Raw genomic sequence first — 19,544 nt, forward strand, 5'->3', positions numbered from 1 at the left:
CGGCGTTTTCTCTCTCCCGGTTTAGGATCAAATTCAAAATGGGGCAGCGCTATACATCACCACCACCGCTACATCGATCAGCTTGGTTGAGTCAAGGGCGCCGTCGTGGGTTAGCAGCTTGGACGGCGTTTGTGCGAGGTTGAACACGAGCGACCAAGTTACTCCGGTGAATTGACTTGGGAACACACTGCCGTCGACTCGACCAAAATTGTTGACGATAGCCACTGGAGCTGCCGTCGACGGTTGCCCATCGATTTGTAGGTCAATAAAAGCTTGACTTGTACTGCTAACGGAGCTGCCATCAGCAAGTTTTAATTGGACTATAACTGAGTGTAGCTTGACACTTTTAAGGTTGGGCAGGACGATTCCGTTACTGATGGGGAACGAGATGGTCTGAGTATGGTTGACCGGCGCCGTGTGCATGGCCTGGTACCATTGAGCGGAAAATGCGCTGGCCAGCTCGAAGGTTGCATTCATCAGCCGAGGGAAAGTGGATGCCTGTTGGTTATAAAATTGCTTGATTTGTTGGCCGAAGGTAATGCCGCCATCCTTAGCGGTGTAGCGCACCTTGACGATAACGTCGGTAATCGAGTTGAAGTCGATAGTGTTGGTCTCGGGTGGCAGTGAGAAAGTCCACGACGATACCGCGCCAGTGCCTTCGAACGGCAGATAACGTTCGTCGTTGAAGTCGAGGACGAAGAGTCCCGAATCGTCCATGCCTTGTGAGATGGCGATGTGCTGGTCAGGCACCCAGTTTTGGCGCAGGGTGCCAGCTGGCGGCGGGGCGAGGGTATCCACGTTGGCCGAGTTTCGCTGGGCCAAATATTGTACCGTCGCCACATTGGAAGCGGTTACCACCGCATTGGAATTTTGGGTCAGGGTGGCGTGCAAATCCTGGTAGGGCCCGACTAAGCAGGGAATTGAGATCGAAATGGACTTGATTTTGCGGCAGTAGTGGCTGGGGAAGTCGAAGTCGAACAATGATTCGGATAACGTAAAGTCCAGTTGGCCGCGGGTCGACGCACTGTTGCCTTGCGCGAAGCCCCAGCAAAAACCGATGAAGGCCATCGGGAAAGTTTGGCGCAGTGATACCGTTTTCTCGATCTCTAGCCGGCGTATGTTGTTGTCCGTATAGGACTTCTGCAATTGTGCGAGGGATAGCGCCAGTCCTTCGCCGGCTAGCAGGCCTTGATGGAGGTTGTCCCAATAGGCGAAGGTGATAAATTGGTCGTCACGGTCCAGTTCGTACTGGTAGGTAGTCTGAGCCGCCAGCGCCAAGTCTTGTGCCAGTCGGTAGGCCTGGAAGTACAGCGTGCCCAGCCGCCCAGTCATCCAACGATACAGATCCTTGTTGGTGAACTTGGTTTTGAGAAAGTCCAGCTCTTGCTGGCTGTCTTTGATTTGCTGCAAAGTGGTGGCCAGATCTTGCTGGGCTCCGGCCAAACGGGCGGTAGTCGCGGCGATGTCATCGGTAATCTGAGCAATGTCATAGCCAGCCAGGGCCGTTTGCAATTGCCAGTCCGACGTACGTCGCTGATACTCGGCCACGGTAGTGGAAATGCTGGCGCTTTGGCCGAGGATGTCCGATTCGGCGCCGGCGATCATGGCGCCTGCGTTGACAGCGTCGCCGAACTTCATGCCGCCGTCGGCCAGACCAAAGATGTTAGGCGCCAAATAACCAGCAATAGACAGGCCGTTGAAAGCAATGCTCCCGGCGCGCGCGACGAGGGCCTCGGCCATCAGAGTCAGCGCAGCGAGTTCGGCGGCGTTGAGCCCGGCAGAGAGCAATGAGTTGTAGTGATTCTGCCGATACTGGGCGTTGGCCAGGCCTTGCTGCAGGGCCAGAATCTGGTTGTTCAAATCCTCGATGGCCTTGCGCTTGACCAAGGTGGTCATCTGCATGATGTCGACTGCATGAGTCTGCGTCATCACGGCTAGCGCCTCGGCATCGCAAGCTTGCAAAGCTACCAGCAGCGACTGGCCGAAAGCGCGCACCTTCTCGGTAGCATCGACTGCTTGCTGGATCATCACGGCAAAGCGATAGTGCGGCACCTTGGGCTGCGATTGGCTGACCAGCGCCAGGATGTTGTTGCCACTCGCCGCGGCTCGCACTAGGGCCATAGGGTCGATCGGCGGCTCGAAAAGTGGCATCGGCTGAGGCTGGCCGTCGATGTTCAAGCAGTTGCGGATCTTGGTGACGCGGTCGGCCACCTCGTCCCAAAGGGCAATTAGGCGATCGTTCTCTGGCACGATAAACACGCCACCCAAATCGTTGAACGGCTTGCCGACTTGGGTCAGTAGTGGCCCGTTGACCACCATCGCGGGTATCGCATTCTCCATTTCGATTAAGAATTGCGGGATGTCACCGGGCTTGTTGCCGTAATGTGCCAAGATGATATTGAAGGTAGTGGGTGCCGCTTGGCTGCAGGGGCCGACATCGACAGGTCGCGGACCCAGCAGGTCGCTGGCGTAGGCATAAAGCATACGGGCGGTGGTGATAGTTTCCCACGTGTATTGTGAGAAATTGGAGTCACCCCAGGCCAACAGGTTTTTAATATAAGTTAGTACTACGGCCTTTTCGTAGGCGCCGATGCGCAGGCGGGCGATGGCGTCGGGATCAAATGGATCGTTATTGTAGGCGGCGATCTCAGCGCAGTTGGTCAATTGATCTTTCAGCGATTCCAGTGTGTGGTTGCGAAACGGCAGGAACTGCCAGTAGCGGCAGGTCGGGGTAACCAAATATTGGTTGACCAGCACGTTTTTGATTTCCATTGCCGTTGCCGGCCTTACCGACAACGCTGCCGCCAGCATGGCTGGCGGTGTGCTCAACGCCAACGCCAGTACGTTGCCACTGTCGTCGATCAGCCGGGTGGGATCGGTAGTCAAGATAGTGTAGTAAGCTTTCGCGTCCTCGGTAGTTACATCCTTGGGTCGCAGAGTGACAAAGCGAGCCTGGGTCAAAGGTGCTGGCGGCAGGGTGGGGTTGAAAATGTACTGCAGCCACGTCTCAGCATCTTGAAACTGCTGATTGTCGTGCAGCATTTCGGCAACCAGGAAAGGGGCGTGAAAGAATAGCTCCCAATAATACTGACCAAACGGCCCGTCGAAGTCGACTTGGCGACCGAAATAACACGTGGGGGAAAGCATCACCGGTTGGCCGGTCGAAGGCCCGATCAAAATGTTTTCCGTGATGGGCTTTAGATCCGAGAACGGCTGGGCGGCGTCGGTCGGCAATTGCTGTTGCTGCAACGCCAGCAGCGCGGCAACGCCGCCAGCATCAAGTGCGGCGCTCAGACTGTCGATGGCGCTGGTGGCCAGACGCGATACTGTGAACTGCAAGGTGTACAGCGAATCTATGACGGCGAAGCCGGTGGTGCCATGCGCGGCGGCGGCCGGGCCGCTACCTGACAATAAGATGTTGCGGACTTCTTGTGCGCGGCCGAGATCGGTGCCCAGTGTCTTCGCCAGCATCTGCACCGACGTTGTCTTGACAAGGTCGGTATCGACCTGGCCGTTGTCTTTAATTAAAACATTCGGAGCTTTTGTTAGGATAGTGTAGAACTGGCTGGCTTGGGCGGCGTTGATATCGCGGGTGACTAAGGTGGCTGGAGTGATGGCCGCAGTGGTGGGAGTTACTGCCAGCGCCGCGTCGATCATTGGCAACTCGGGTCCTTTCGGTGGTCGAGCCTCGAGCAGGAATACCTGTGCGCCGTCGGCGACGATGAAGCCGCCCGGTTGGTTGGTCACTGGAATCACCGAGGCGTTGCTGGCCCCGACCTGCGATAGCAGCGCCAGGCTACCGAAATAGGCATTGAGCAGGACTTCCCTCACTTGACGGGCGGTGCCGACATCGGTAGACAGCGCCGCTGCCAGCATATTTAAATCAACTGTTTTAATTAGATCCGATACCGACCCCGTCTCGGGATTGACAAGGTTGGTGACGGGCGCTGTTAGTGCAGCGTAGAACTGTTCCGACCGATTCGAGGTGACATAGTCGTTGACAAACGATTCTTTGGTGATAGGTACCGAGTTGGCCGTGGAGAAAAATGGAATGTTTATTCCTTTACCTTCAATGTAGTTGGTGACCAGCGTGTTTTGCTCGCTGGACGCTACCAGTGAATTGCCGTTCAGGCCAGTGATGAGGCTGGGCGCAGCATTAGCCGCCGGTGTGTCGCCTTTAAGAATTAAGTACTGTCCTTCAAACAGAAGCGGCGCAGGCTGCAGGGTAGCGTCGATCGTTACCATCGGGAACAGTGGCGTCTGGCCGGGCAAGTCGAGGCCGCTCAACTGCGTTTTGATCAGCGTCGCTTGACCGATTGCCGTGCAGAACTCGGCGACTGTGGGATTGGCGGCATATTTGGCCGAATCAGGCGGGGGATTGCCGTCGCCTGATGACTGGTTAATCATCGGGCCGAAGTAGATGCACAGTTTCTCGCTCTCGGCTGAGTTATTGGGAAAGGCCGCCGCTGGAATGCGCAAGCAGCCGACCTTGTTCCACAGCACATCGGGCGACTGGTTGAAGCTAGCCGAAAACGGTCCGTAGAGGTTGGGTTGGATACCGGTGACGTTGACTGGCAGATCAGTGACCAGGGTCTGCGGCTGCACCCAGTTGCCGCTGGCGTTTTGGAACGAGTACTTTAGTGACAGCTTGGTGATGGTTGCCCGCTTATTGGGATCGCCGGTGCCGTCCAGCTCTTGCGTATCAATCAACTCGCTCCAGAATAGCAACAACCGGTTGAAAGCGTAGATCGCAGTGACTTGTTCAGCGTTAATCGTAATGGATACCGGCAGCCATTGAGTCCACTGAGCCGCGCTGGCGTTATTGCAGTTGCCCAAGGTCTGGCGGCAGGTGGTATAGAATTTGTAGGGCTGGGTCGTAGTGCGGGCGAACAGGAACAGGGTATCGATTTCGCCCTTTTCATGATCGTGGACCACTGCGCGACAGGCGTCGACGATCTTCAGCTTAGCCAATTCGGACAAGCCATTTAAGTATTTGCGGAATTCCTCGTCAACTTTGTCTGCGGTGATGTCACCCTGCAACAGACCGTTCTCGAAGTTTTTGAACAACTCGGTCTTGCTCTGGCGCAAGCTGGGGTCGATATAGTTCTCAGGATAGAGGAAGATTTCGCGGTTGGCTTGCCATACTCGGTAATTGAGCAGCCATTCCCACCACACGTCAGGCAGATCGTCGGTGCTGATCACCACGTTGCGCTCAAGGTTCAACCGGCACCGCTGCAGATACAGTTGGGCGGCGTTCAGTGCCTCTTTAATCACCGAGATACGCGCGCAGCCTGACATCTCTACGTCGATCAGTAGGTATTCGTACAGGCTATCGGCAGTGGTGATATCGCTGTAGGTCGGGCGTAGCTGGCTGATGGCGATGGGTACCAGCGCGTCGCGCCAGTTTTCCAGCAATGGTCCATTAATCTGGTCATACACGGTTGGCCATGCCTGTGCCTGAGTGTTGGCTCTGAGCGATTCCAGCAATTGGCCGGCTAGCGCGTCAGCAGTGGCGAAATTGGCTTTGGTGGCCGAGGCCTGAGCGGTGGCGACGATGTTGCTTAGCATGTAAGCATCGATGCCGATGGCGGTGCACATGTCAAACACTCGTTTCAGGCCAGCGACGCGGGTCAATGTGCTAGCGGCGACGTCCTTCCCATACATTTTGGTGCGGATGAACGTACATTGATCGACGTCCCAGCCAGTAACACTGCATAGCCGGACATCGGCGTCGAGCGCGGCGAGTTTCTGGGCGTCGGATAGATAGCGGGCCAGGCCATCGTCGTTATCATGCAAGGCCGCTACCATGCCGGTGAAAGCATAGACGGCACTTACTGCAGCCAGTGGGGTAGCCACTGGCTGGCCTGGTACCGCAGTAAAGCCGAAGGCAGTCGGGACCGACATTATGGTGGCCAATGCGGTGTTCGAAAGGGTCATCGCCCCGGTTAGTACCAACATCTGCGAGGCGGTTAGCACCATGGCAGAAGCGGCAGAAGGCGGTTGCTGGGGCACAGTGGCTGCCGCCTCCAGCACCTCGAGCGGCGCTTTGTCGCTGCCGCGTTGAGTCGCAAGGTAGGTGGTGCCCGAGGTGGGATTCACGATGGCGAAGGACAACGGCCCTACCTGCAGGGTGACGGTTGGAGAGCCCGACAGCGAAAAGCCAGCGGCGGCGAAAGCGTCAGCCACTTTCTTTGGATCAACTATCCCAGCGGTTTTGACGTCGTCTAACAGACCGCGGAACAATGGGGTCGGGCCGCGATAATAGGCGACGCCGATCAGGTCAGATGTCACTGCCTGGTAAGCGGTGCCGTTATCGTCCACCGACCACGATGCCCCAGTCTGCGGCACGATAGTGGTATTAGCCGGGAGGGTGATGCCTTTGGCGGCGAAGGCTAAGGTTAATTTGGCCAAATCGGGTAAGCCGCCAGTCTGCACTGTGTCCACCGGTAGCGAGAACAGCGACGCTAGCAAGAAAGGCTCGACGGGGCTGGATAGATGCTGCCAACCGGCGGCGCCAGTGAGAATTACCGCCATGGTGTCGGCCTTGGTCCCGAAAAAGGTGGCCAACTGCTGCGACGCGGCGTCCAACTGACTCTTGGCCGTTTTAGCCAAGGTCTGTACGATGGTGTCCACTTGTTCGGTGGTCGGTGCCAACACCGTTGGGTCGTAGAGAGGAGCCGACGATAGGTCGGGCCGGACTGCAGTAGCATCCTTGAGGACAACGCCGATCGGGTTGATGTAGCCAGAATTGACCAGTACTTGCGTACAGGCGGCCGATTCAGCGCCAGTAATGCCCGGCGAGACGAAAGCATCGGTAGCCAACAGCGTGGCTTTTAGCGCGGTGCCTAGACTAAGCAGCAGGGTGGTGACAGCCGCTGGCTGATAGCCAGGGGTGGCGTAGATGCTGGGTATGCCAGTCATCAAATAGTTCAGGTTGGGCACGCCAATGCCTGACGCCTGGACCCACTTGGCTGTAGCCAATATCTTCAGTAGCTCGTCGCGGGTGAAAGTGTGTGGCAGTGTGGTGGCAGTGCCTAGGCCTACCGCCTGCATTAGCCCCAGATAAGCCGGGGCCCGCATGTTGAGAAAACTTGCCAGCATCGCATGGCGGTATAGTACCGATAAGTTCGACACCGTCAGCGACACCTTGGCGTTGGCGCCAAAAGCGGCAGCGGCAATGCTGGCCAAATCGTCGGCATTGGCGGGGATACACGACACTACTGCGGCGGCTGGGGTACCATCGGCCGAGGTGCCTACTGTCCAGCTCAGTGGAGCATCGGTATACAGCGGGTTAGCGTAACTGCTGGCGTTAGCGGAGATGGTTGGGTGATAGACTGACCGGCTAGGGAATTGGGCCAGCACCGTCGGGTTATTAAAAATGACGTCGAAGGGTGCGGCTGAAACCTCAGTCGGCCCACAGCCAATGGTGCGGATGTCGAACCACATGGCCACGGCTACGTCAAAATCCATACCGGCGTCGATTAGCTGTTGCACTTTGGCCAGTTCGATGAGGGTGGCCGAGGTCAGCTCGGTGGCGCAGGTCAGGTTGCCCGAGTCGTCGCGGGATGGTGCATTCAAAGTGTTCAGCGCCCAGTCTAACTGGGGATAGCTCCAGCCCAGATAGCTGGCCAGTCGAACAAAGCGGTTGACGGTGTCGAGCGTGTCCAAGCACTGGTTGCCGATCTTCGTCACCGTGTCGTCATTGACGGTGGATTCCACCGTCTTGAGATACTGGCGGACTGCCAGCGGTTTGTTGATGAAGAAGCTATGCGGGATAATGCCGGCGGTCACCGTTGAGGACGGGCGGTTACCGTTCCACGGCGTGGGGTCCCAGTCGCCAGAATAACCGGTTCGCCATTTGCCTGTGAACGAGGCTCCGTCGTCCGAAAAAGTCAGTTGGAAATCGCCCGCGCTGGTATCCTTTCGCCAATAGCCGGTCACTACGGTTCCCACTAGCACAGCCGTTAAGGTGCCACCAGTGTCGAAGTTACCGGTCACCCGGTCGCTGGTCTGAGTCAAGGCCAGCGAGGTGCTGAGGCCGGTGGTCGTGTAGTTGCCGGTCGTGTCAAAGATTTCGCGGGCGCTTAGATTCTGTACAAGTAGTGTGCCGACATCAGTGAGCTCCAGTCCAGTCTGGGCCATGAAGGCATCTAATCGATCCATGCCGGCCAAGTTGCCTGCGCTAATGGCCAGGCCGTAGTTTTTTGATACTGCTTGGGCTATGTTTTGCGGGAGTGCCAAATTACCCAATTGCTCGGCCGACAAGTGCAGATATTCGGCGTATTCGGCCAGGTTCGGCACATCGTGGTTGAAAACGCTATAGGCCTGAGCCAGGGTGACCGACTTGGCTGCCAGATAGTTGCGCAGGCGATCCAGTGGCTGGTTGTAGGGTAGGTTGAACGGATAATAGAGGTTGGCGAGCGTCAGGAAGACGTCGTCATCTTGCAGCAGATGGGATTTGACTAGCCCCGTTTTCACCGTCTGGGCCAGGATGGAATCGACAATCTGCAGATAGGGTACTTCGTCGAAGGTGTTAGCGTCGGTCAGCGGGATGTCGCCGAGATCGGGCCGCCGGTCGTTCAACTTCAATCCAGCCGGGATTGACGGGTTGGGTTGAGTAATGGCTAGGTCGATCGTCCTGAGCAGGTCGACCAGGTAGGCGGCTGGGCTGAGGATGGTCGGGTCTTCGCCGGCATTGCAATAATTCAGGTTGCCAAACAGAGTTTGATAGTTGGACAGCGTCTCGAAATAGTCTTGGACGTCGCCGCTGACATTGTAGCCACGGAGCGCGCGAAAATGCGGCGATGCGATCGAGCCCCTAAGGCTGGCGATCAGGTGCGATACTCGCGTCTTGATCAGGCTCGAGCGATCATAGAGGCGGCGGGCGGTGGCCTCGCCATCGTCCCCCAATTTGGGGCCGAACTCGCGCACGAAGCGACTGCGAGCGATCGCGGTGATTTGATGAGCCGAACTAAGACCTTCCGCCAGCAGCACGCGAGCGATGCCGGGATCGGGCTCAATGCGTAGCACCCGCTGTAGGCTGCGCAACTGGGCTAGTGTTGGCGCGTTTGCCTGTTCGTCGAGTTGCAGCTTATGTAGCGTCTCGGGGTGGATCAAGTCAGCGGTGACGCCGCCGACATCGGACAGCTTAGTGAGCGCGTCATCAAAAGCAATCATGCGGGGCTCCAGGCAAAGACGTTTAAAGAGGACGGCGTCAGGACAGTGCAAACGGCCAGCACCGTTCCACACACTTGTCGACGGTATCGAACGTCGCGTTCATCTGAAACGAAGTCGAGTACGGTGACTGCGAACTGGCTGGAATGACGTGCGGCAGCTCGCCTATTACGTTTCTCCCAGATATCCGGCGAGCTTTCTCGAAACGTTCGATCAACGAGCAGTTGATACAGATTGCATGGCATCATCGCTGTGTCCTCTGGTTTACCAAGCCCCATAGCTGAAGCTTCGTTAGATCGAGAGATTCACGCACTATTGTGTGCGGGCTTAAGCATGAATTCCGTTAAGCTGTGCAATCCATCAACCCTTTGTCAATGCGTCTTTAATGTCTCGCAGCAGCGCGATATCTTCACGCGGCAACTGAGGTATGGCGGACGCAATCGGCTCCTACGCGCGCATGCTGCTTGCGAGCCCTTTAGCGCGGCCTGCGTGTACGTTATTGATCGGCCCCCCGTGCTGCGACGAACTCGACGGTAGCAGGTTGGGACGCTCGATGCGTACGCGGCACTTTTGCTGCAGCTGCATCCAGAACTTACTGAACACGGCCGTGGGCATCTCATGTTGGCCTTGCGCGTTATTCCTTCGCCGCCAAGATCATGAAGGTGGTTTGAGTAACCGGCCTCATTACCGATAACTTGGTCAAACGCGTTCTCGAAGGTGCTCATACTGCGCCTCCCCAAAAGCGACACTGTTCGCGTCACAGGCAAAGCGATGTTGCACAAATTGAATTAATAAGCCGCTCTGTTCGCCCGTCAGCGCGAATCATTAACAGCCACTAGTCACTGAACCCACTCTCAGGAAAAGCAGGAATGTTGTGGCATCCTATACAAACACGTTGTCTTCGTGCCGCAAAGCCTGCATTCCTAAGGCGACTTGATAGTCTTCCCGCCGTTGTATGGCACACGGAACCGTTTGAAAACGAAAATAATCTCTCATAACTTCCTCAAGTCTTCAAGCACTTTTTGGTCTCTTTTAGGTTTAGTATTTTTTACATAGGTGAGGCCTTACTCGTTCGGACAGTGCTTTTAGATTTTTAAGTGGCACGTCCGGGGCGATCATGCTGCCAATTTGATCGCAGGCAGCGTCGCGAAGGTATGCTTGTCCGGCATCCGATCTGTCAGACTCGAATGGGGCTGTTTCCGTTTGTGCAGCGCGGTGTGTTCACCGATGGAGTGGCGGGCATGACTGACTCGTACGCCTTCAGGTAGCGCTCTTCATACTTGATGCTGCGTCATACCCGCTCAACGAACACGTTGTCATGCGAGCTTCTTTTGTCGTCCATCGACATTCCGATGCCTCGGCTCAACACGGCCTCGGTGAACGCGTTCGCCGTGAACTAGCTACCTTGGTTGGTATTCCCAATTTCGGGATGCCCGCATCGCGCGAATGCCTCTTTAAGTATCTCGACAGCATGCACTGCCTCTAACGTGATCCCTAATCGGTACGCGAGGACCTTGACTCAGCAATTCCGCCTTGGTGAGCGCGCTCTCTAAAAAATCATTCTCCAGGGCCAACTAGCCGATCTTGGCATGCGGCGACTTCAGGCCTACCGGTGGCGCGCTTGTAGCACCGAACACATCCGCCGTACGTTGCTGCAACTGCCGTTCTCATTCCGTGATCTGGTTTGGATGCCCATCGAACTGCTGCGTCAGTTCGGACAGCGTCCGCTCGTTCTGACTGCTACCAGTGCCACTTTCGCTTTGAACACTGTTGAGTGCGTCCATCGGGTTCTCTTCGTCATCTTCTAAGTTCTTTTGTCGGCATTATCGCCGGCTCAGGCTCTGAGCATTCCACTTAACCGACTGTCCGAATCCGCGCGGCTACCTCTTATCGGCATGACCACAAGCGATGGCAACGAGCGACAAAACGCTAGACGGGATGAACGTATGGAACCTTAAGTCAACTACCCAATCAAGTGCAGGCACGACGCTTGCCGTAGAAATTGCGGTGCTGCCAGTCACGTCTGTCAAAATCCAATTTATAGTATGTCGAATATATTAAAGTGTGCCACAGTAGCGAATCCTGTATAAACCGTTGCTTATGCTCGAAGCGTTATGCAGTTTGCCAGCGAGACTGTATAGCAAGACCGCATTGGGTCTTTCCCTAATCGCCGTCGGCCCATCGAGTTGGCGGCGTCTTTTTTGATGCAACGCGAAGCGTCGTAAAAAGTTTTGTCAAAGTGAGTTTAAAGACGCTCGTTGGTGATCCGACGTCCATCCATGCCACGATGGCTTAAGCCGGTATGGCGGGTGGCCGCTGGAACTCCTCTGTAGTGTCACGATGTATCCGAAAGCATAACTGGCTTGGCGAATTTTGTGTTTGACACCGCGTTGCCGGCGCGCTGCATGCGAAGTCGTTTCGGCACGTGATCGCGATGCCGCGCTACCGTGCCATGTCCCGCACAGGCCATGCAATGGAGAATGTTGGTGCACAAGAAACGAGCGATGCTGCTGGCCACGATGATCCTTGCGTACGCGCTTCGATGCGTGGCCGTGGAGCCGGGCACCATGCGGTACGGGAACGACGATTGTCTCATGCGTATCAGCGACAGCGCGAGCGAGCGGACGCGTCGTGATCAGCAGCGATACTGGCGCCAATATAACGATCAACAACGGTATTGGCGGCAATACAACGACCGGCAACGATACTGGCGGCAATATAACGACCGGCAACGATACTGGCGGCAATATAACGACCGACAACGATATTGGCGGCAATATAACGATCGGCAACGATATTGGCGGCAATATAACAATCAGCAACGATACTAGCGCCAATATAACGATCTAACGATCAGCAACGGTATCGGTAGCAATACAACGATCAATATCGCTATGGGTGCGAATATAACTAGCGCGGCACGATCGGCACCCGCGCGGCCTCGGTAGCCACGCGGCCTGACGGTGCAGCGCGAGTCGCGACGACAGTCGCCGCGTTTTTACGGTATTTTTTCTTGCGACGCCGCAAAGCCGGGCTCTAGACTTCGTACAGCTGATTCAGTGTGGAGGAAGTCGCATGTCATTGCAGCGCTCGTATGTCGATGATGGCAAGGCGCGAACAATCGGACGGGGCGTCACACTCAGACGGTTCGATCCACGCGTGGATTCCTATGCGTCGTTGACCGCTATGTTGCATCGCGCATTCGCCGGCCTTGGGGCCATGGGGCTGAACTGCACCTGCGTCGATCAGCCGGTCATCTCGACGATGCAACGTGCGCGGGCCGGCGATTGCTTCGTCGCGGCATGTGGCTCTGCGCCAATCGGCACAATGACGTTGTATGCCCGCGATGTCGATTCCGCATGCGATTACTATCGGCTGCGTGATGTTGCGACGCTGCGTCAGTTTGGCATCGATCCGGCATGGCAAGGACGCGGGCTCGGCACGATGCTGCTAGCGTTCGCCGAGCATTGGGCGGCCACCCGCGGCTACGCGGCGCTCGCGCTCGATACCCCGTATCCGGCGTCGCACCTGATCGCATTCTATTGTTCACAGGGATTTCGCCTCGTTGACGTGATGCGATTTGCTGACAAACGCTATGACAGCGCTATTCTGAGCAAACCGCCGGTTGCGGCACGTATGCTCGGCCAGTGGGACCGGCGATTGATGCCGGCGCGGCGCACGTTGGCCCGGGCTGCATAAGCGTGGCAGCGCCTATCCAGCGCATGGTTCATCTTCGCTCGCATTGTTGGCGCATCACCTCCCATGGAATACAAGGGGCAGCGTCGAAGCGAGATAGAAGCCCAGTCCGAGCGTCGGATGGCCTGCGACGATCGTCGCCGTTGCGATGACAACGCCGGTCAACGCCAGCGCATCCAGCCATCGGCGCACGCGCAGGCGGCGGCGAAGTGTTTGTTGCCTTGTGCGGCCTTTTCCGCCGCCATGGCGGATCGAATACTTCAAGATGGACAGATCAGACATGACGTTCTCCAAGCGGGAATCTTGCATAGTCACTCGCCAAAAAAACGGTGTGTAAATATTTGATTGGCTGCCGTAAAACGACATCCACAGCCCAATGTCGGTCAACTGCAGCAGTGAGTCGGCGCCGGGACACGGTCGGGTGTCGGACGCACACGCTCTCTTGACGTTTTTTATATGCACGCGCGCCGGAATTTTTCGGCGGCGGGCGACGCGGCGCAGCGGGGACCTGTGACGTGGGAGTCATAACAAGCGGTGAGGCGTGCCGCTGATCCGATCCTAGAAGACAAAATCGATCCTAGAAGACAAAAACACTGTATGCGTGTACAGTATCGGGGAGTATCCTAAAATGGTCGGATAAATTGTCTTCCTCGAACTCAATCCGTATCCGTGGCGCGCGCCAGCATAACCTGAAGAACCTCGACCTCGACTTGTATCCGGGCGAGATGACGGTGGTGACCGGACCGTCGGGCTCCGGCAAGTCGAGCCTCGTGTTCGACACGCTCTATGCGGAAGGGCAGCGTCGCTATGTCGAGACTTTCAGCGCGTATGCGCGTCAGTTCCTGGACCGTATGGACCGCCCACAGGTAGATCGGGTCGATGGCGTGCCGCCGGCCATCGCGATCGACCAGACGAATCCGGTGCGCAGTTCACGTTCGACCGTCGGCACGATGACCGAGTTGAACGACCATCTGAAGCTGCTCTATGCGCGTGCCGCGGAGCTATTTGACCGGCAGACCGCGCAGCGAGTGCGCCACGATACGCCCGAGACGATCTACGCGGAGCTTGTCGAACGCACACGCGAGCGCGATCCGCGGGTGATCGTGACGTTCCCGGTTGAGCTGCCGGACACCGCAACGGAGGCGGAAGTCGAGCAGTGGCTATCGGCAAGCGGTTATACGCGCGTGCACGCGCAGCGCGTGGTTGCTGCCGCGTCCGGTTCCCGCAAGCTGCTGGACGTCGTCGCGGATCGTTTCCGCGTGCACGGCGCTGACAAGGCGCGGGTCGTAGAGGCGATCGAGACGGCGCTCAAGCGCGGCGGCGGCCGCGTCGATGTGCAGGTGCCCGAGCACGGTGACGTACCCGCGCAGACCTGGCGCTTCTCGACCGGCCTGCATTGCCCGCACAGTGATTTGCGCTACGCGCAGCCGCAGCCGGCCTTGTTCTCGTTTAATTCGCCCTATGGCGCGTGCGACAAGTGTCGCGGTTTTGGCCGCGTGATCGGCGTCGATCTTGGGCTGGTGATCCCGGACGAGCGCAAGTCGCTGCGCGATGGTGCGGTCAAGCCGATGCAGACCCCTGCGTGGAAGGAGTGCCAGGACGACCTAATACGTTATGCGGCGCGCGCGGGCATCCCGCGCGACACGCCGTGGGCGCAGTTGTCCGCGCAGCATCGCGATTGGGTAATCAACGGCTCGCCGGATTGGGACGGCGATTGGCAGCGGCAGTGGTATGGCGTACGGCGTTTCTTCGATTATTTGGAATCGAAGGCGTACAAGATGCATATCCGCGTGCTGCTGTCGAAGTATCGCAGCTATACGCCCTGCGACACGTGCGGCGGCGCACGGCTCAAGACCGACGCGCTGCTGTGGCGGCTCGGCACACAAGCCAACGCGGACGTGGTGTTACCGCGTGAGCAGCGGTTCATGCCGCGCGGCGTGGACTGGACGCGTGCGCAGCTCGAAGCGTTGCCTGGCTTGACGATCCATGATTTGATGCTGATGCCGATCGAGCGCATCTGCCGGTTTTTTGACGAGCTAACGCTGCCGAGTCTGTTGCTCGACGATGCACTGAAGCTGTTGTTGGCCGAAGTGCGCACCCGCTTGCGCTACTTGTGCGACGTCGGTCTTGGCTACCTGACGCTGGACAGACAGAGTCGCACGCTGTCCGGCGGCGAGGTGCAGCGGATCAACCTGACGACCGCGTTGGGCACGTCGCTGGTCAATACGTTGTTCGTGTTGGACGAGCCCAGCATCGGCTTGCACCCGCGCGACCTCGGCCGGATTATCGAGGCGATGCAGCGATTGCGCGACGCCGGCAACACACTGGTGGTCGTCGAGCATGATCCGCTTGTGATGCTTGCGGCCGACCGCCTGATTGACATGGGCCCCGGTCCAGGGGAGCGTGGCGGCACGATCGTCTACGACGGCACGCCAGTTGACGTACGCGATGCGGCGACGCTGACCGGCGCATATCTGGGCGGCCGCAAGCGTGTCGCCGATGCGTCCGAGTGGCTGCGTCGCCCCGTCGATGCGCAAACGCGAAGACTGGTGCTCGAGGGGGCGACCGAGCACAACCTGCGCGACGTCACCGTCGAGATTCCGCTGCAGCGGCTGGTGTGCGTGACAGGCGTGTCCGGCTCCGGTAAATCAACGTTGCTGCAGAACGTGCTGTACCCGGCCCTGGCGCGCCACTTTGGCAAGCCGACCGACGCGCCGGGGGCCTATCGCGCGCTGCGCGGCGCCGACGCATTGGGCGAGGTCGTGTTCGTCGACCAATCACCGATCGGCAAGACGGCGCGGTCGAACCCGGCCAGCTATGTCGGCGCGTTTGACGAAATCCGCAAGCTGTTCGCCAAGGCGCCGCTCGCGCTGCAGCGCGGCTACACGGCCGGCACATTCAGTTTCAATGCCGGGGACGGGCGCTGTCCGACATGTGGTGGCTCGGGGTTCGAACACGTCGAGATGCAGTTCCTCAGCGACGTGTACCTGCGCTGCCCAGATTGCGACGGCAAGCGTTATCGTGCGGAAGTCTTGGACGTGACGATCGAGCGCACGGCGCCAGGCGGCGCGACGCGGCGCCTGGCGATCACCGACGTACTGGAGTTAACGGTCAGCGAGGCGACGGCGCTGTTCGCCAGCGATGGGGAAGTGCTGCGCGTGTTGCAGCCGATCGTCGACGTTGGACTCGAATATGTGAAACTCGGGCAGCCGGTGCCGACGCTGTCCGGCGGTGAAGCGCAGCGGCTCAAGCTCGCCGGTTTTCTTGCCGAGACCACGCCGGGCCGGGGGGCGGGCACCGTGCCGACACGGTTGTTTATGTTCGACGAGCCGACCACCGGTCTGCACTTCGACGACATCGCGAAGCTAATGCGCGCATTCGGCAAGCTGCTCGAGCGTGGTCATTCGCTGATTGTGATTGAGCACAACCTCGATGTGATCCGCGCGGCGGATTGGTTGATCGATCTCGGCCCCGACGGTGGTGATGCGGGCGGCAAGCTCGTGTGCAGTGGCACGCCGGAAGAGGTGAAGCGCTGCGCGCAGTCGCACACAGGTCAGGCGCTGTTGCAATACGATCGGGCATTGCAAGCAGGTGACGTCAGGGCGACATTGCCCGGTGCGCATGGCGTGAACGAGCCGTTGGTGCCGCACCTGGCTGGCGAGGCCGCTGCCGCCGGCGTTGCGCTGCAAACGGCGTTGACGGCGGGGCGCGTGCGGCACGCGAGCCCCGAGCATGCGGTGCGGATCGTCAACGCGCGCGAGCACAATCTGAAATCGCTTGACGTCGATATCCCCCACGGTAAGTTCAATGTGGTCACTGGGGTGTCGGGCTCGGGCAAGTCGACGCTCGCGTTCGACATTCTGTTCCATGAGGGACAGCGCCGCTATCTCGAGTCGCTGAACGCGTATGCCCGCTCGATTGTGCAGCCCGCTGGTCGGCCGGAAGTTGACGCGGTGTATGGTATTCCACCGACCGTCGCCATCGAGCAACGGTTGTCGCGCGGCGGCCGCAAGAGCACGGTCGCGACGACATCCGAAGTGTGGCACTTTCTGCGTCTGCTGTATGTGAAGCTGGGTGTGCAGCATTGCGTGCATGACGGCACGCCGGTCACGTCGCAGAGCATTGAGTCGATCGCCGCACAGTTGCTGCGTGACTACAAGGGGCAGCATATCGGCCTGCTCGCTCCACTCGTCGTGAACCGCAAGGGCGTCTACACGGACCTGGCTAAGTGGGCAAAGGCACGGGGCAATACGCACCTGCGTGTCGATGGCGCGTTCGTCGGTGTCGATCCGTGGCCGAAGCTGGACCGCTTCCGCGAGCATACGATCGAATTGCCGGTCGCCGATCTGGTCGTGTCGGCAGATCACGAAGGCGAGTTGCGCCGCCTGCTGGCGGACACGCTCGAGGTCGGCAAGGGCGTGATGCACGTGCTCGCGCCGCTGGACGGCCTGCTCGACGGCATGACGCGCGGCGGCTCAGGCGCCAATATCGGCGCGATCAAGGTGTTTTCGACCAAGCGTGCGTGCCCGGTGTGCGGCACTAGCTACCCGGAGTTGGATCCGCGTATGTTCTCGTACAACAGCAAGCATGGCTGGTGCACGACATGCGTGGGTACCGGTTTGAAACTGACGCGTGAGCAACGCGCTGCGTTCGACGATACGGTCGTCGGCGGTGATGAGCGGGGTCGTGAGCAAACGCTGCCCTCCGAAGAGCAAGAGCCTGAAGGCGTCGGCGACACACCTTGCCCGGATTGTGGCGGCACGCGGTTGAACGACGTGTCGCGGGCGATCACGTTTGCCGGTCAGCCCATCGTCGCGGTTGCGCAGTGGACAGTATCGGATACGCGACACTGGATCAGTCAATTGCAGATGGGCGGGCGCGAGGCGGAGATTGCGCGCGACGTCGTCAGCGAGATACAAAGCCGGCTCGAATTTCTCGAAGAGGTCGGGTTGGGCTACCTGAGCTTGGATCGTGCGGCGCCAAGTTTGTCCGGTGGCGAAGCTCAACGCATCCGCCTTGCCGCGCAGCTTGGCAGCAACCTACAAGGGGTGTGCTATGTGCTGGACGAACCGACGATCGGACTGCATCCGCGCGACAACCGGATTTTGCTGGACGCACTGCGCAAGCTCGGCGACAAGGGCAACACGCTGGTCGTTGTCGAGCACGACGAGGACACGATCCGGCGCGCGGACCATATCATCGACATCGGGCCCGGCGCGGGCAAGCGCGGCGGTACGCTCGTCGCATCCGGCCGTGTCGCCGACATCGCGGCGGACCCGCGGTCGTTGACGGGCCGCTATCTCGCACAACCGATCGTGCACCCGTTGCAGCCGAGGCGCGCTGTCGATGCGGCCGGCCGCATGGCGCCGTCGCGTTGGCTGACCGTGCAGCGCGCGTCGCTGCACAACCTGCGCGATGTGACGGTCGATATTCCGCTGGCGCGGCTGGTTGCGATCACGGGCGTATCGGGTTCCGGCAAGTCGACGCTCGCGCGCGATGTCCTGATGGCGAACCTGCTCGATGCGGTCGGGCGCTCGGTGCTGTCATCGCCGGCACAGCGTCGCGCGCGCAAAGCGGCACAGGGTGACGCCGACAACGTGTCGGCACGCGCTCGACGCGCCAGCGTGCTGGCGCGCACCGACGCTCGCCCGCGTGTCAGTGTCCGTCATCTGTGGCGCGGTTGTGAGTCGATTACCGGCTGGGACGGCATCGATCGGGTGCTGGAAGTGGACCAGACGCCAATTGGCAAGACGCCGCGCTCCTGTCCGGCCACGTACATTGGCATCTGGGATGCGATCCGCAAGCTGTTTGCGCAGACGCTGGAGGCGCGGGCGCGCGGCTACCAGGTATCGCGCTTTTCGTACAACACCGGCGACGGCCGCTGTCCAGCGTGCGAAGGACAGGGCGTGCGCACGATCGGCATGAGCTTCCTGCCGGACGTCAAGGTGCCGTGTGATGTTTGTCACGGGCAACGGTTCAATCCGGAGACGCTGGCTGTCACGTGGCGCGGCCGCAGCATCGGTGACGTGCTGACCATGGAGATTGATGAGGCAGTCGAGTTTTTTGGCGCGATCTCATCGATCGCACATCCGTTGCAGTTGATGAAGGACGTGGGGCTGGGCTACTTGACGCTGGGGCAGCCGTCGCCGACGTTGTCTGGGGGCGAGGCACAGCGCATTAAGCTCATCACCGAATTGAGCAAGGTCCGTGATGACGTCGCGCGACGCGGCCAGCGCGCTCCGCATACGTTATATGTGCTTGATGAGCCGACGGTCGGCCTGCACATGGCCGATGTCGCGAAACTAATCCATGTGCTGCACCGGCTCGTCGATGCCGGGCACAGCGTCGTCGTGATCGAGCACGACCTGGATGTGATCGCCGAGGCGGATTGGATCATCGACCTGGGTCCGGAAGGCGGCGCCGGCGGCGGGACGGTGGTGGCCGCCGCGGCGCCCGAAGGGCTCGTCAAGGTCCGGCATAGCCATACCGGCGCGGCGCTTGCATCAGTGCTCGCGCGTGAACGGGTGCCGGGGCACGATGCTTCCTACGGTGATCTTCGTGCGGGTTGAGGCTCGCTGGGGTGTTCGCTTGATTGGTGCTAACTTTGATTGATAAAGGGTTGTATGGTTAGCCAGTCTCGGCTTCACCCAGCGTCCCAATGATCCGCGACGCAG

Annotated in this window: 5 protein-coding genes and 1 pseudogene; 3 read left to right on the forward strand and 3 right to left on the reverse strand. The window is 59.1% G+C overall.

Translation table 11 applies throughout. The features are described from left to right. Positions 1–33: 33 nt before the first annotated feature. Positions 34–9,177 (reverse strand): neuraminidase-like domain-containing protein, encoded by a 9,144-nt coding sequence (locus KPG66_RS12455; RefSeq protein ID WP_237071045.1) that lies wholly within the window; start codon positions 9,175–9,177, stop codon positions 34–36. Positions 9,178–10,289: 1,112 nt separating this feature from the next. Beyond that, positions 10,290–10,975 (reverse strand): annotated as a pseudogene (locus tag KPG66_RS12460) (hypothetical protein). Positions 10,976–11,805: 830 nt separating this feature from the next. Between KPG66_RS12460 and KPG66_RS12465 the strand changes: the two are divergent. Further along, the gene (locus KPG66_RS12465) at positions 11,806–12,024 is read left to right on the forward strand and encodes a hypothetical protein (protein ID WP_237071046.1); all 219 of its coding nucleotides are present in this window, start codon (positions 11,806–11,808) and stop codon (positions 12,022–12,024) included. 225 nt (positions 12,025–12,249) lie between these two features. After that, the gene (locus tag KPG66_RS12470; protein WP_237071047.1) at positions 12,250–12,873 is read left to right on the forward strand and encodes a GNAT family N-acetyltransferase; all 624 of its coding nucleotides are present in this window, start codon (positions 12,250–12,252) and stop codon (positions 12,871–12,873) included. 54 nt (positions 12,874–12,927) lie between these two features. On the opposite strand, the gene KPG66_RS12475 is transcribed toward KPG66_RS12470, so the two are convergent. Next, positions 12,928–13,257 (reverse strand): hypothetical protein, encoded by a 330-nt coding sequence (locus tag KPG66_RS12475; RefSeq protein WP_237071048.1) that lies wholly within the window; start codon positions 13,255–13,257, stop codon positions 12,928–12,930. Positions 13,258–13,511: 254 nt separating this feature from the next. On the opposite strand from KPG66_RS12475, the gene uvrA reads away from it, so the two are divergent. Continuing rightward, positions 13,512–19,439, forward strand: a complete 5,928-nt coding sequence (gene uvrA, locus KPG66_RS12480; protein WP_237071049.1) for an excinuclease ABC subunit UvrA — start codon at positions 13,512–13,514, stop codon at positions 19,437–19,439. Positions 19,440–19,544 lie beyond the last annotated feature (105 nt).

It is taken from the genome of Mycetohabitans sp. B2 (assembly GCF_021733735.1).
Classification (GTDB): domain Bacteria; phylum Pseudomonadota; class Gammaproteobacteria; order Burkholderiales; family Burkholderiaceae; genus Mycetohabitans; species Mycetohabitans rhizoxinica.

Bases quoted from the DNA above. Each gene is read 5' to 3' on its own strand.
- KPG66_RS12455 (WP_237071045.1), bottom strand. From the start codon at position 9,177: ATGATTGCTTTTGATGACGCGCTCACTAAGCTGTCCGATGTCGGCGGC.
- KPG66_RS12470 (WP_237071047.1), top strand. From the start codon at position 12,250: ATGTCATTGCAGCGCTCGTATGTCGATGATGGCAAGGCGCGAACAATC.